At 68.6% G+C, this 13,655-nt stretch carries 12 protein-coding genes; 9 read left to right on the top strand and 3 right to left on the bottom strand.

All coding sequences use genetic code 11. The features are described from left to right. Positions 1–15 precede the first annotated feature (15 nt). Genes boxB through VNT59_RS07655 form a run of 3 tightly spaced genes read right to left on the bottom strand, consistent with a single transcriptional unit; the run spans position 16 to position 4,081 of the window. Positions 16–1,440 (bottom strand): benzoyl-CoA 2,3-epoxidase subunit BoxB, encoded by a 1,425-nt coding sequence (boxB, locus tag VNT59_RS07665; RefSeq protein WP_325497735.1) that lies wholly within the window; start codon positions 1,438–1,440, stop codon positions 16–18. A 44-nt stretch (positions 1,441–1,484) separates the two neighbouring features. After that, positions 1,485–3,176, bottom strand: a complete 1,692-nt coding sequence (gene boxC / locus VNT59_RS07660; protein ID WP_325497734.1) for a 2,3-epoxybenzoyl-CoA dihydrolase — start codon at positions 3,174–3,176, stop codon at positions 1,485–1,487. Beyond that, positions 3,173–4,081: a helix-turn-helix transcriptional regulator gene (locus VNT59_RS07655; protein WP_325497733.1), complete on the bottom strand. Its 909-nt coding sequence runs from the start codon at positions 4,079–4,081 to the stop codon at positions 3,173–3,175. The genes boxC and VNT59_RS07655 overlap by 4 nt, the downstream gene beginning before the upstream one ends. A 97-nt stretch (positions 4,082–4,178) precedes the next feature. On the opposite strand from VNT59_RS07655, the gene VNT59_RS07650 reads away from it, so the two are divergent. From VNT59_RS07650 to VNT59_RS07610, 9 genes are all read left to right on the top strand, one after another. After that, positions 4,179–4,649: a flavodoxin domain-containing protein gene (locus VNT59_RS07650; RefSeq protein ID WP_325497732.1), complete on the top strand. Its 471-nt coding sequence runs from the start codon at positions 4,179–4,181 to the stop codon at positions 4,647–4,649. Between the two features lie 85 nt (positions 4,650–4,734). Continuing rightward, a complete protein-coding gene (locus VNT59_RS07645; RefSeq protein WP_325497731.1) occupies positions 4,735–6,321 on the top strand; it encodes a benzoate-CoA ligase family protein in 1,587 nt (528 codons plus the stop codon). Between the two features lie 145 nt (positions 6,322–6,466). Next, entirely contained in the window at positions 6,467–7,657 is a 1,191-nt protein-coding gene (locus VNT59_RS07640; protein WP_325497730.1) for an ABC transporter substrate-binding protein, read from the top strand. A 76-nt stretch (positions 7,658–7,733) separates the two neighbouring features. Next, positions 7,734–8,597 (top strand): branched-chain amino acid ABC transporter permease, encoded by an 864-nt coding sequence (locus VNT59_RS07635; RefSeq protein ID WP_325497729.1) that lies wholly within the window; start codon positions 7,734–7,736, stop codon positions 8,595–8,597. A gap of 79 nt (positions 8,598–8,676) precedes the next feature. Beyond that, positions 8,677–9,693, top strand: a complete 1,017-nt coding sequence (locus VNT59_RS07630; RefSeq protein ID WP_325497728.1) for a branched-chain amino acid ABC transporter permease — start codon at positions 8,677–8,679, stop codon at positions 9,691–9,693. Further along, a complete protein-coding gene (locus VNT59_RS07625) occupies positions 9,690–10,439 on the top strand; it encodes an ABC transporter ATP-binding protein (protein ID WP_325497727.1) in 750 nt (249 codons plus the stop codon). The genes VNT59_RS07630 and VNT59_RS07625 overlap by 4 nt, the downstream gene beginning before the upstream one ends. Further along, the gene (locus VNT59_RS07620) at positions 10,440–11,159 is read left to right on the top strand and encodes an ABC transporter ATP-binding protein (RefSeq protein WP_325497726.1); all 720 of its coding nucleotides are present in this window, start codon (positions 10,440–10,442) and stop codon (positions 11,157–11,159) included. Positions 11,160–11,429: 270 nt separating this feature from the next. Beyond that, a complete protein-coding gene (gene glgB / locus VNT59_RS07615; RefSeq protein ID WP_325497725.1) occupies positions 11,430–13,364 on the top strand; it encodes a 1,4-alpha-glucan branching protein GlgB in 1,935 nt (644 codons plus the stop codon). Continuing rightward, the coding region (locus VNT59_RS07610; RefSeq protein ID WP_325497724.1) for a sugar phosphate nucleotidyltransferase at positions 13,351–13,655 on the top strand (305 nt) is incomplete at its 3' end. The genes glgB and VNT59_RS07610, both read left to right, overlap by 14 nt.

Below are 13,655 nucleotides of genomic sequence, written 5' to 3'. Positions count from 1 at the left end.
AGCGGTCCGCCCCGTTCACAGCTTCACGTACTCGTATTCCACCGGATTGGCGTTGATGCCGCGATCGGGCGGCGCGATCCACGCGGCCATCTTGCCGGGTTCCACCACCCGCTGCATCAGGCTCTTGACGTAGGCGAGGTCGGCCGGGCTCGGCAGCCACTCGTCGCGGCGCGCGTCGAACTCGCCCTGGCTGATCGGCTGGCCCTCCGGCGTCGTCGGAACGCAGGACCACGCACCGACCTGGCGGCGAAAACGGGTGGACGGCAACTTCAGCTCGAACGGCACGCCGGCCTTCCGGATCGCCATGTTCCAGCGCGTGACGCCCACATTGCAGTCCTTCACGTATTCCAGGCGCGTGATCTCGTTCATGCCGTTGCGCGTCGAGATGGTCTCGTTCTTCAGGCCGCCCTTGCCGTCGGGCACCTGGATCGTCATCTCGGTGTCGGCCTCGACGTGGTCGGCGAACTTCGCCTCGTCGGGGCGGCCCTTGATGCCGTTGCTGAAGTAGTTGGCGGCGTTGGAGGACGCTTCCGATCCGAACAGGTCGAGCGAGCTGGTGAACCAGAAGTTGAGGAATTTCTGGATCGTCGGCAGGTCGACCACCCCCGCGCGGCGCAGCGCCGCCACGTCGTCGGTGTCCAGTTCCTTCATCACTTCCAGCGTGCGCTTGATCACGCGCCCGACGCCGGTCTCGCCGACGAACATGTGGTGCGCTTCCTCCGTCAGCATGAAGCGCGTGGTGCGTGCCAGCGGATCGAACGCCGACTCGGCCAGCGACTTGAGCTGGAACTTGCCGTCGCGGTCGGTGAAGTACGTGAACATGTAGAACGACAGCCAGTTGTCCATCGGCTCGTTGAAGGTGCCCAGGATGCGCGGCTTGTCGGGGTCGCCGCTGTGGCGCTCCAGCAGTTCCTCGGCCTCCTCGCGGCCGTCGCGGCCGAAGTACGCGTGCAGCAGGTAGACCATCGCCCACAGGTGGCGGCCCTCCTCCACGTTCACCTGGAACAGGTTGCGCAGGTCGTACAGCGAGGGCGCGGTGTGACCCAGCAGCCGCTGCTGCTCCACCGAGGCCGGCTCGGTGTCGCCCTGCGTCACGATCAGGCGACGGAAGGTGGAGCGGAATTCGCCGGGCACGTCCTGCCAGACGTCCTGCCCCATGAAGTCGCCGAAGCCGATCTTGCGGCCCTCCTCCTTGTCGGCCAGGAAGATGCCCCAACGGTAGTCGGGCATCGCGGTGTAGCCATAGCTGGCCCAGCCCTGGGCGTCGACGCCGACGGCGGTGCGCAGGTAGACCTCGCGGGCATTGAAGTCGCTGGGCCCCATCTCGTCCCACCACCTCAGGAAGGCCGGCTGCCAATGCTCCAGCGCGCGCTGCAGCTGGCGGTTGTCGCCGAGGTTGACGTTGTTCGGAATCAGGGCCTGCAGGTCGATGGTGCTCATGGTGTGTGACAGTCTGGTGGTGGTTGCCGTTGTGGTGGGGCCGCTCAGATCCGCTTCCAGTCGAACTTCGCTTTCTTGCCGGTGCCGAACAGCTTGAGGGCACCGTCCTCGCCGACCGCGTTGGGCCGGATGAAGATCCAGTTCTGCCAGGCCGACAGGCGGCCGAAGACGCGGGTGGCCATGGTCTCCCGGCCGGGGAAGCGCAGCGACGCCTCCATGCCGGTCAGCGCGTCCGGCGACAACGAGGCGCGCTCCTCCAGCATGAGGCGGATCTCGTCGTCCCAGTCGATGTCGTCGGGCGCGAGCGTCACCAGCCCGAGCGCCAGCGCCTGGTCGGCGCGCAGCTGGCTGCCTTGCACGGCGCGCAGCTGCTCGATGGCCGCCGCGTCCTCGTGGAAGCGGGTCTGCAGCCGGGTCAGGTCGTTGACTGCCGGGTAGCGACCGAAGTTCGCCGCCGACAGCGTCAGCGCCGGCGCCACGTCCGGCGAATCCGGCAGGTCCAGCATGTAGATGCGGTCGCAGGCCAGCGCCAGCTCGTACAGCGTGCCGGCAAAGCATGAGCCCTGGTCCACCAGCGCGATCAGCGAGCGGCTGGTGACGTCCAGCCGCGCCAGCGTGCGGCGCAGCGCGCCCGTGGTCTCGCGCACCAGCCAGTGGTCCTTCAACTGCTCCAGCACGGCATCGGCCTGCAGCACGCGCTGCGCGTCGCCGCGGGTCTTGATCACCCAGGTGCCGATCTCCAGTTCGTTGGTGCGCAGGTTCAGGATCAGGTCGTCCAGCTCGCGGGCGAATTGCAGCGGCCACCAGTCGGCGCCGGCGGCCTCGATCGCCTCCGGGTTCGCCTCGATCGCGCCGGCCGGCGCGTTCACGGTGATGGTCGCGACGCGCCGGGCGCGGTCGATCTGCGCCGCCACCGTGCCGTAGCGGTAGCCGTCATCGTCGACGCGGGCTTCCAGGGGCCGCAGTTCGATGCCTCGCCCGGGACCGCCGCGCGTGGACTGGCGGCGCAGCGCCTCGATCTCGCCGTCCACCAGCTCGCCGAACTGCTGCGGCTTGGCGTGGCCGTCGATCAGCTTCCAGTCCTTCGCCCGGTCGGCCCGCACGCCTTCGCTGGTGGTGCAGAAGATGTCGGCGAGGTCGCGCCGCACCTTGCGCTTGTCGGTGACGCGGGTCAGGCCGCCGGTGCCGGGCAGCACGCCCAGCAGCGGCACTTCCGGCAGGCTCACGGTCGACGACCGGTCGTCCACCATCACGATCCGGTCGCAGGCCAGGGCGAGTTCGTAGCCGCCGCCGGCGCAGGCGCCGGTGACGGCCGCCACCGACTTCAGGCCCTCGTGCAGCGAAGAGTCCTCCAGGCCGTTGCGGGTCTCGTTGGTGAACTTGCAGAAGTTCACCTTCCAGGCGTGGGTGGACAGCCCCAGCATGTAGATGTTGGCGCCCGAGCACCAGATCTTTTCCCTGGCGCTCTCGAAGACCACCACCTTGACGGCCGGATGCTCGAACCGGATCCGGTTGAGCGCATCGTGCAGTTCGATGTCGACGCCCAGGTCGTAGCTGTTCAACTTGAGCTTGTAGCCCGGCTTGATGCCGCCGTCCTCGTCGATGTCGAGCTTCAGGCGCGCCACGTCGCCGTCGACGGCGAGCGTCCAGTGCCGGTACTTCGACGGATCGGTGGCGAAGCGCACGAGCTCGCGGTCGCCCTGCTTGAACAGCAGCGGCTCGGTGATGGCGTTCATTGGGTCGGCTCCTTGGTGGCGGCGGGGACGGCGCGCGCGAGGTCGTTGAGGGATTGCCGGACCGAACGCGCCGCGGTATCCACCACGGCGTCGGCCCGGGCATAGAGGGACTCGCGGCTGGCGAGGATGCGTCGGATGTCTTCCATGGCTTCGCCCATGGCGCCCTGCCCCACGTCCGCATCGCCGTGGAACGGCCGCATGTCGCCCTGCGCGACGACGCGGCTCATGTGCTCTTCGGGGCTGGCCTTGAGCCACACGCAGTAGAAATGGCTTTGCAGCAGGTCGAAGGTCTCGCGCTCGCTCACGATGCTGCCGCCGGTGGTCATCACCACGCCGTCGGCGTGCTGCTCGGCGATGTGCAGCAGCGCGCGCCGCTCGTAGCGGCGGTAACCGGCCTGGCCGTGCAGCAGCAGGATCTCGTTCATGCTGGTGCCGGCCTCGCGCTCGATCTGGCGGTCCAGTTCGACGAAGGGCACGCCGCGCTCGGCCGCCAGCTGCGCCCCCAGCGTGGACTTGCCCGCGCCGCGCAGGCCGATCAACGCGATGCGGCGCTCGCGGCCGTGGGGGTCGCCCAGGCCGAAGCTGGTGGACAGCAGCCCGTACGCCTGTTCCAGCTGGGCGTCGTCCAGGCGCGCCAGCAGGTCGTGCAGCCGGGCCAGGGCCGGACGCGGCGCGTCCTGCAGCAGTTCCAGCACCGTGAGGTTGAGGGCGCGCGCCGCCGCCTCCAGCGAGTTGATCGACACGTTGCCCTTGCCGCCTTCAACGTCGGCCAGGAAGCGCTCGGACAGGCCGGAATCGGCCGCCAGCTGCTTGCGCGTCATGCCGCGCCGGGCGCGCCAGGCACGGACCCGGGCGCCCAGCTCGGCCATGGTGGCGCGGGATTCGGGTTCGAGGACGGCGGCCATTGCTTGAGTTATCTGAGGAAAGTTTGCGCTAGATCAAAATGGCAGTATACTTCCTGCAAGTGACGCGTCAAGCACTTTATTGCACACGGAGAACCTGATGAAATTGATCATCCTTGTCGGCACGATGACCAGCACGGCCGACTACGTCGCCCAGGCGATCCAGATGGATTGCGCCGACCTGGTGGACGAGATCGAGATCAAGTTGATGGACGGGCTGGACATCGGAGTGTTCGACGAAGATGCGCTATACCTCATCTGTACCTCCACCTACGGTTCAGGTGACGTGCCCGACAACGCCCGGCAGTTGTACGAGTCGCTTGACAGCCAGCCCAGATTCCTGGGTCACGTGCGCTACGGCGTCATTGCGCTGGGCGACCGCACCTATCTCAACACGTTCGCGTTCGGCGGCAAGAAGTTCGACGAGCGGCTGCAGGGCCTGGGTGCCCAGCGCATCGGCGAAATCTGGTGCCACGACGCCAGCGCCGGTACGATGCCCGAAGAGCTGGGCACCGCCTGGTGCCGCGACTGGCTGGCGCAAGCCCTGGCCCCTGTCTCCGACGCCGCCTGACGCCGGCCAGCGGCCATCCGCCGGCCCTGCCAGCGGCGCGGGGTAGCCAGGCGCGCCAGGATTCCAGGAACAGCAGGAGACAACGATGCATCTGAGCCGCGCCGACCACGCCGCCAGCCCGCCGCTGGTGGAGATCCCCCGGGACTACAACGCCGCCTACGACCTGCTGGCGCGCAACGCCGCACGCTCGGGCAAGGTGGCCTTCATCGACGCCGCCAGCGGCGCGACGCTGACCTACGGCCAGCTCAGCGAGCAGGCCCACCGCTTCGCGAACGCGCTGCGCGCGCGCGGCTTCGCGCCGGAGACGCGGGTGATGATCGCGATGCACGACACGCTCGAGTGGCCGGTCGTGTTCCTCGGCTGCATCCTGGCCGGGGTGGTGCCGATCGCCGCCAACACGCTGCTCACGACCCGGGACTTCGACTTCATGCTGCGCGACTCGCGCGCCCAGGCCCTGTTCGTATCCAAGCCGCTGCTGCCGACGATCGAGCCGCTGGTGGGCGCCGTGGCGACGCTCAAGACCCTGGTGATCGCTGGCGAAACCGGCGACAACTCGGTGGCCGGCTGGATCGCCGCCGGCGCCAGCGGCCAGAGCGTGGCCTCGACCTGCTCCGACGAGGCCTGCTTCTGGCTGTACTCCAGCGGCTCCACCGGCACCCCCAAGGGCACCGTCCACCTGCACAGCCACCTGGTCCAGACCGCCGAACTGTACGGGCGCGCGATCCTCGGCATCCGCGAGAGCGACGTCGTCTATTCGGCCGCCAAGCTGTTCTTCGCCTACGGCCTGGGCAACGGCCTGACCTTCCCCATGAGCGTGGGCGCCACCGCGCTCCTGCTGCCGGCGCGCCCGACGCCCGCCGACGTGTTCGGCGTCCTGAAGAAGTACCGGCCGACGATCTTCTACGGCGTGCCGACGCTGTTCGCGGCGCTGGTCGCCGATCCGGCGCGACCCGCGCGCGACGAGCTGAACCTGCGCGTGTGCACCAGCGCCGGCGAGGCGCTCCCGGCGGAGATCGGCCGCCGCTGGACCGCGCAATACGGCTGCGAAATCCTGGACGGCATCGGCTCCACCGAGATGCTGCACATCTTCCTGTCCAACCGGCCGGGCGAGGTGCGCTACGGCACCACCGGCAAGGCGGTGCCCGGCTACGAGCTGCGCATCGTCGGCGACGACGGCCGCGAGTGCGGTCCCGGCGAGATCGGCGAGCTGCAGATCAGCGGCCCGAGCGCCGCGCTCATGTACTGGAACAACCGCGCCAAGACCAAGTCCACCTTCGCCGGCGAGTGGACGCGCAGCGGCGACAAGTACACGCGGGACGCCGACGGCTACTACACCTACGGCGGGCGCAGCGACGACATGCTGAAGGTGGGCGGCATCTACGTGTCGCCGTTCGAGGTGGAGGCCTGCCTCATGACGCATGCGGCGGTGCTCGAAGCCGCCGTGGTCGGCGCCGCCGACACCGACGAACTGGTCAAGCCCAAGGCCTACGTGGTGCTCAAGCCCGGCCAGTCGGCGAGCGCGGAAGACCTGCAGATGCACGTCAAGAGCCAACTGGCGCCCTACAAGTACCCGCGCTGGATCCAGTTCGTGCCCGAGCTGCCCAAGACCGCCACCGGCAAGATCCAGCGCTTCAAGCTGCGTTCCGCCGCGCCGGCGGCCGGGCACCGCTGACACGGCCCCGCCGCGCACGGCAGCTGCTGGCGCCGCGCCTGTCGCGAGCGCGATGGACTGCTTCCCAATCCGGGTAAGCATGGTGGTCCGCCGCTGCGCTGAACGTCACAATCGCGCGGATCACAAACACACAGGAGACACCAGCATGACCACCCGCCGCCTCGTCCTCACGCGCAGCGCTGCCGTCGTGGGCGCCGCCAGCACCGGGCTGTTGCTGCCCCAGATCGCCCGCGCCCAGTCCGGCAAGGTCCGCGTCGGCTTCATGCTGCCGTACACCGGCACCTATGCGCAGCTGGGCGTCGCCATCGAGAACGGCGTGCGCATGGCGATCGACGAAAAGGGCGGCAAGCTCGGCGGCCGCGAGATCGAGTGGTTCAAGGTCGACGACGAGTCCGAGCCGGCCAAGGGCGTCGAGAACGCCAACCGCCTCGTGCAGCGCGACAAGGTCGACGTGATCATCGGCACCGTGCACTCGGGCGTGCAGATGGGCATCCAGAAGGTGGCGCGCGAGAGCGGCGTGCTCAGCATCATCCCCAACGCCGGCGTCCATGCCGCCACCCGGGCCCTGTGCGCGCCCAATGTGTTCCGGACGTCGTTCACCAACTCGCAGCCGACGCTGGCGCTCGGCAAGCCGATGTTCGATCGCGGCGTGAAGAAGGCCGTGTGGATCACGCACAAGTACGCGGCCGGCGACGAGGCGTTCGAAGGCTTCCGCGAGAGCTTCACCAAGGCCGGCGGCACGGTGGTCAAGGAGCTCGGCCTGCCCTTCCCGCAGGTCGAATTCCAGGCGCTGCTGACCGAGATTGCGTCGATCAAGCCCGATGCCGTGGCCTGCTTCTTCGCTGGCGCCGCCGCGCCCAAGTTCATCCGCGACTACGCCGCCGCCGGCCTCAAGGGCAAGATTCCGCTGTACGGTTCCGGCTTCCTGACCGAAGGTGTGATCGAGGCGGCAGGCCCGGCCGCCGAAGGCATCGTCACCACGATGCACTACAGCGACTCCCTGGACATTCCGCGCAACAAGCAGTTCCGCCTGGCGTACGCCAAGATGTTCCGGCTGCAGCCCGACGTCTACGCCGTGCAGGGCTACGACGCCGGCCAGCTGTTGGTGCAGGGCCTGGCCGCCGTCAAGGGCGACCTGGGCAACAAGCAGGCGATCTCGAAGGCGATGGAATCGGCCGTGATCGACAGCCCGCGCGGCAAGTGGACCATGAGCAAGTCGCACAACCCGGTGCAGGACATGTACCTGCGCGTCGTCGAAAAGGGCGAGAACAAAGTGATCGGCGTCGCTGCCAAGGCCCTGGCCGACTCCGGCGCCGGCTGCAAGATGGGCGCCTGACGGCGTCCGGCCCCGCCACAGGGGCTGGGGCCAGCGGCCGCGCTGACCGGCCGGGCCCCGGCCCTTTTTCTCGACCATGGATTTCGCGAACTTCTCCATCCAGCTCCTCAACAGCGTCCAGTACGGACTGCTGCTGTTCATGCTCGCCGCCGGGCTCACGCTGATCTTCGGGATCATGGGCGTGGTGAACCTGGCGCACGGCAGCTTCTACATGCTCGGCGCCTACCTGGCGTGGTCGCTGGCGGCGCGCACCGGCAGCTTCGCGCTGGCGGTGATCGGCGGCGCGCTGCTGTCGGTGCTGTTCGGGCTGGCGCTCGAACGGGTGCTGTTCCGCCATTTCTACCAGCGCGACCACCTGGACCAGGTGCTCCTCACCTTCGGGCTGATCTACATCTTCGAGGAGCTGCGCTCCATCCTCTGGGGCGACGACGTGCACGGCGTGAAGATTCCCGACCTGCTGTCCGCGTCGATGCCGCTCACCGAGAACCTGTCCTATCCGGTGTACCGCCTGTTCATGGCGGGCGTGTGCGTCGCGCTCGCGATCGGGCTGTACCTGCTGATTTCGAAAACCCGGCTGGGCATGAAGATCCGGGCCGGCGCGTTCAACCGCGACATGACCGAGGCGCTGGGCGTGAACATCAAGCGGATCCACGCCGTCGTGTTCGCGATCGGCGTCGCGCTGGCCACCGTGGCCGGCATGATCGCGGCGCCGATCTCCAGCGTGTATCCCAACATGGGCTCGCAGGTGCTGATCATGTGCTTCGTGGTGGTGGTGATCGGCGGCATCGGCTCGGTGCGCGGCGCGCTGATCTCCGCGTTGCTGGTCGGCCTGGTCGACACCTTCGGCAAGGTGCTGCTGCCGCAGGTGGCCGGCATGCTGGTCTACATGCTGATGGCGGCCGTGCTCCTGTGGAAGCCCGAAGGACTGTTTCGGACATGATCACCATCCCCTCCCCCGGCATTGACCCGCTGCCCGCCACGCGGGTCCTCGTCGCCTTGGGGCGGCCCGGCGGCGACGCATGACCGCGCACCGCAATCTCGAGTCCCTGCCTCGCGCACTGCAGGTCGTGCTGGCGCTGGCCCTGCTCGCCCTCGCGCTGTTTCCGTTGATCGCCACCGACTTCTACGCCCAGATGGTGGCGCGGATGATGATCCTGGGCATCTTCGCGATGAGCCTGGACCTGCTGCTCGGCGTCACCGGACTGGTGTCGCTCGGGCACGCCGCATTCTTCGGGCTGGCGGGCTACGCGCTGGCCTTCCTCACGCCGGCCGGCGAGCCGGTCAGCCTGTGGTGGAGCCTGCCGGCAGCGGTGGCGGCGTCGGCGCTCGCCGCCCTGGTCATCGGTTTCTTCGTCGTGCGCACCCGCGGCATCTACTTCATCATGGTGACCATGGCGTTCGCCCAGATGGTGTTCTATGTCTTTTTCGACAACAAGGCGCTGGGCGGCTCCGACGGCATCTACGTCAATTTCAAACCCGACGCCAAGCCGTTCGACCTCGACAACAAGCTGGCCTTCTACTACTTCACGCTCGCCTTGCTGGTGGCGGTCTACCTGTTCCTGCGGCGGCTGCTGTGGAGCCCCTTCGGGCGCGTGCTGGCCGGCATCCGGGTCAACGAGCACCGCATGCGCGCGATGGGCTACGGCACCTTCGGCTACAAGCTCGCGGCGTTCACCCTCGCGGGGGCGTTGGCCGGGCTGGCGGGCTATCTGCTCGCGGCCCAGACCGGGTACGTCAATCCCGAGCTGATGGGTTTTCACACCAGCGCCCACGCGATCATGATGGTGATCCTGGGCGGCATGGGCAATTTCGCGGGCGCCATCCTCGGCGCCTTCGCGTTCGAGTATCTGCTGCACTGGTTCAAGGACCTGCCGGCCATCGGCGGCTTCGACCTCGGCAAGCATTGGCAGCTGTGGATGGGGCTGTTCATCGTGCTGGTCGTGGTGTTCGCGCCGCGCGGGCTGCTGGGGCTGGTCGAGCGCGCCACCCGGCGCAAGGAGCGGGCGCGGCTGCAGCCGCGCGGAGAGCAGGCATGAGCGCCCCGCTGCTCGCCGCCAAGGACGTCACCAAGCGCTTCGGCGGCCTGTCGGCCGTCAGCGGCGTCTCGCTGGAACTGCACCAGGGCGCGATCCACGCCGTGATCGGCCCCAACGGCGCCGGCAAGTCGACGCTGACGCACCTGCTGTCGGGCGACATCGCACCGACCAGCGGCAGCGTGACGCTCGCCGGTCAGGACGTGACGGGCTGGACGCCCGAGCGCATCTCGCGCGCCGGCCTGGGGCGCAGCTACCAGAAGACGAACATCTTCCTGCCCTTCACGGTGTGGGAGAACGTGCGGCTGGCGGCGCAATCGCGCAGCCAGCATGCGACCCGCTGGCTGCGGCTGGCGACCAGCTTCGCGCAGACGAACGAACGAGCCGCGCGCGCGCTGGAACTGGCGGGCCTGACCCAGCGGCGCGAGGCCGTCGCCGGCGTCATGAGCCACGGCGAGCAGCGGCAGCTGGAGATCGCGATGAGCCTCGCGACCGATCCCAAGGTGCTGCTGCTCGACGAACCGCTGGCGGGCATGGGCACGGCCGAAGCCGAACGCATGGTCGAGCTGCTGCTGCGCCTGAAGCCGCTGCACGCGATGATGCTGGTGGAGCACGACATGGACGCGGTGTTCGCGCTGGCCGACCGGCTGACGGTGATGCTGAACGGCCAGGTGATCGCGAGCGGCGAGCCGGCGCGGGTGCGCGCCGATCCGACCGTGCAAACGGCCTACCTCGGCGAGGAGCACTGAATGGGCGAGGCGCTGATCGAAGCGAGCGGCCTGCAGACCTACTACGGGGCCAGCCACATCCTGCGCGGCGTCGACTTCGACGTGCGGCGCGGCGAAACGATCGGCCTCATGGGCCGCAACGGCATGGGCAAGACCACGCTGCTGAAGACGCTGATGGGGCTGGTGCAGCCGCGCAGCGGCAGCGTGCGCGTGCGGGGCCGCGACATGACCGGCCGGCCGCCCTACGAGATCGCGCAGCTGGGCGTGGCCTACGTGCCCGAGGGCCGCGGGATTTTCGGCAACTTGAGCGTGGTCGAGAACCTGAAGATGGCGGCCCGCCCGGGGCGCCGCGGCGCCCGTGCCGACGACTGGACCTACGAACGGGTGCTGGCGACCTTTCCCCGCCTCAAGGAGCGGCTGGGCCATGGCGGCCAGCAACTGTCCGGCGGCGAGCAGCAGATGCTCACGATCGGCCGCGCGCTGATGACGAATCCGGACGTGCTGATCCTGGACGAGGCGACGGAAGGCCTCGCGCCGCTGATCGCGCGCGAGATCTGGCGCATCTGCGAGCTGATCCGTGCGAGTGGCATCTCGAGCGTGATCGTCGACAAGAACTGGAAGCACCTGACGCAGATCACCGACCGCAACGTGATCCTGGTGAAGGGCCAGGTCGTGTTCGCCGGCTCGTCCGCCGAACTGCGGTCCCGACCGCACCTGCTCGAGCAGCACCTGGGCGTCTGAGGCGGCGCGCGCCGCGCCCCTTCCTTCCTTTTCGAAGCCGGAACTGCCGAGGTCGCACCTCGGCCGCAGGCATCCCGACAGATGCCGAAACGCGCGCGTGCGACGTCATCCATGCCGGCCTACAGGACCTGTCGGCGCGGCCGGTGTGCGACTGTCGGCGCGGCGTCGCCGTCGATGTAGGCGCAGGACTACGCCGCTTTGTCTGCGCTTCCTGCAAGCCATTGATACATGGCGCAACACAATTGCGCGCTTACGGCCTGCACGCAATCCATGACCCCGACCCAAACCACGCCAGGCACCTGGTCCGGCAGCTCCGCGCCGGCCCTGGCCAGCCACCACCACCGGCAATTCGAGGTGATGGGCGCGCACGTGGTGCCGGGGGCCGGCGTGCGCTTCACGGTGTGGGCACCGAATGCGCGCGCCGTGGGCGTCATCGGTACCTTCAACGCCTGGACCTGCCAGCTCCTGGAGCCGATGCCCGATGGCACCGGCCGCTGGAGCGGCGTGGTGGAAAACGCGCGGCCGGGCGACTGCTACAAGTACCGCATCCAGGGCGTGCACGGCCAGTGGTTCGACAAGGCCGACCCGTATGCGTTCTTCGCCGAGCATCCGCCCGGCACCGCCTCGCGCATCTGGCAGCTCGGGCATCACTGGGGCGATCGCGAGTGGATGGCACGGCGCGGCCTGGCCCAGTCGCACCAGTCGCCGATGTCGATCTACGAGGTGCACCTGGGCTCCTGGCAGCGCGAGGAGGACGGCCGGTTCCTGAACTACCGCGACCTGGGCGTGCGCCTCGCGACGCACTGCCTGAACATGGGCTTCACCCACGTGGAGCTGATGCCCGTCACCGAGCATCCGTTCTACGGGTCCTGGGGCTACCAGACCACCGGCTACTACGCGCCCAGCGCGCGCTACGGCACGCCGCAGGACCTGATGGTGCTGGTGGACACGCTGCACCAGCACGGCATCGGCGTGATCCTGGACTGGGTGCCATCGCACTTCCCGTCCGACCCGCACGCGCTGGCCCGCTTCGACGGCACCGAGCTGTACGAGCATGCCGACCCGCGCCAGGGCTTCCATCCCGAGTGGCAGAGCCTGATCTTCAATTACGGCCGCTACGAGGTGCGCGACTTCCTGATCAGCAACGCGCTGTTCTGGCTGGAGCACTACCACGTCGATGCACTGCGGGTCGACGCGGTGGCGTCGATGCTGTACCTGGACTACGCGCGCCGCCCGGGCGAATGGGTGCCCAACCCGCATGGCGGCAACCAGAACCTGGAGGCCGTGCACTTCCTGCAGGACCTCAACAGCGCCGTCTACGCGAACTTCCCCGACGTCCACATGATCGCCGAGGAGTCCACGGCGTGGCCCGGCGTGTCGCGCCCGGTGCACCACGGCGGCCTGGGCTTCGGCATGAAGTGGAACATGGGCTGGATGAACGACACGCTGCGCTATCTGGCGCGGCCGCATCTGTTCCGGCGCTGGCACGGCGACGACATCCGCTTTTCGGCGGTCTACGCCTTCAACGAGAACTTCGTCCTGCCGCTCTCGCATGACGAGGTGGTCTACGGCAAGGGCAGCCTGCTGGACAAGCAGCCGGGCGACGAGTGGCAGCGCTTCGCCGGCCTGCGCACCTTGTACGGGTACATGTGGGCGCACCCCGGCAAGAAGCTGCTGTTCATGGGCGGCGAGTTCGCGCAGGGCCAGGAATGGCACCACGAGCGGGCCCTCGACTGGCACCTCTGGGCGCGGCCGCTGCACGCCGGCGTGGCGCGCTGGATCGTCGACCTCAATGCCGCCCTGCGCCGCATGCCGGCGCTGCACGTGAACGATTTCGACAGCCAGGGCTTTCGCTGGCTGCCGGTGGAATCCGGCGATCCCGACGTCCTCGCCTTCCTGCGCCGCGGCCGGCCGGAAGACGCGCAGGCGATCGCCCTGGTCAACATGACGCCGCAGCCGCATCGCTGCCTGCGCATCGGCGTCCCGCATGCCGGCGACTGGTATGAGCTGCTCAACAGCGACGCCGCGTACTACGGTGGCAGCGGCTGGGGCAACCTCGGCCGCGCCGTCGCCACCGACCAGCCACTGGGGGACCAGCCGGCCTCCCTGGCACTGACCTTGCCGCCGCTGGCCATGCTGCTGCTGGCCGACCGACCGTTCGACCTCACCACCCCCTCTTCCGGAGTACACCATGCGCGCCCATAAGAATGTCCTGGCTTTCGTCATGGCCGGCGGCGAAGGCTCGCGCCTGCACCCGCTCACCGCGGACCGCTGCAAGCCGGCCGTGCCGTTCAACGGCAAGCACCGCATCGTCGACTTCGTATTGTCCAACCTGGTCAACTCCGAGATCTATTCGATTTACCTGCTGGTGCAGTACAAATCGCAGTCGCTGATCGAGCACGTGCGCCAGTCGTGGACCATGGCCCGGTTCATTCCGCAGCACTTCATCACGGGGGTGCCGCCGCAGATGCGGCACGGCAAGGAGTGGTTCCAGGG

This window comes from Ramlibacter sp. (assembly GCF_035554825.1).
GTDB lineage: Bacteria > Pseudomonadota > Gammaproteobacteria > Burkholderiales > Burkholderiaceae_C > Ramlibacter.
Note: the sequence above shows the minus strand (reverse complement) of the source record. Positions and strands in the feature narration are given on the sequence as shown.

Excerpts from the sequence above, each read along its gene's own strand:
- VNT59_RS07655 (WP_325497733.1), bottom strand. The coding sequence starts at position 4,081 with ATGGCCGCCGTCCTCGAACCCGAATCCCGCGCCACCATGGCCGAGCTG.
- boxC (WP_325497734.1), bottom strand. The coding sequence starts at position 3,176 with ATGAACGCCATCACCGAGCCGCTGCTGTTCAAGCAGGGCGACCGCGAG.
- VNT59_RS07625 (WP_325497727.1), top strand. The coding sequence starts at position 9,690 with ATGAGCGCCCCGCTGCTCGCCGCCAAGGACGTCACCAAGCGCTTCGGC.
- boxB (WP_325497735.1), bottom strand. The coding sequence starts at position 1,440 with ATGAGCACCATCGACCTGCAGGCCCTGATTCCGAACAACGTCAACCTC.
- VNT59_RS07635 (WP_325497729.1), top strand. The coding sequence starts at position 7,734 with ATGGATTTCGCGAACTTCTCCATCCAGCTCCTCAACAGCGTCCAGTAC.
- glgB (WP_325497725.1), top strand. The coding sequence starts at position 11,430 with ATGACCCCGACCCAAACCACGCCAGGCACCTGGTCCGGCAGCTCCGCG.
- VNT59_RS07645 (WP_325497731.1), top strand. The coding sequence starts at position 4,735 with ATGCATCTGAGCCGCGCCGACCACGCCGCCAGCCCGCCGCTGGTGGAG.
- VNT59_RS07630 (WP_325497728.1), top strand. The coding sequence starts at position 8,677 with ATGACCGCGCACCGCAATCTCGAGTCCCTGCCTCGCGCACTGCAGGTC.
- VNT59_RS07620 (WP_325497726.1), top strand. The coding sequence starts at position 10,440 with ATGGGCGAGGCGCTGATCGAAGCGAGCGGCCTGCAGACCTACTACGGG.
- VNT59_RS07650 (WP_325497732.1), top strand. The coding sequence starts at position 4,179 with ATGAAATTGATCATCCTTGTCGGCACGATGACCAGCACGGCCGACTAC.
- VNT59_RS07640 (WP_325497730.1), top strand. The coding sequence starts at position 6,467 with ATGACCACCCGCCGCCTCGTCCTCACGCGCAGCGCTGCCGTCGTGGGC.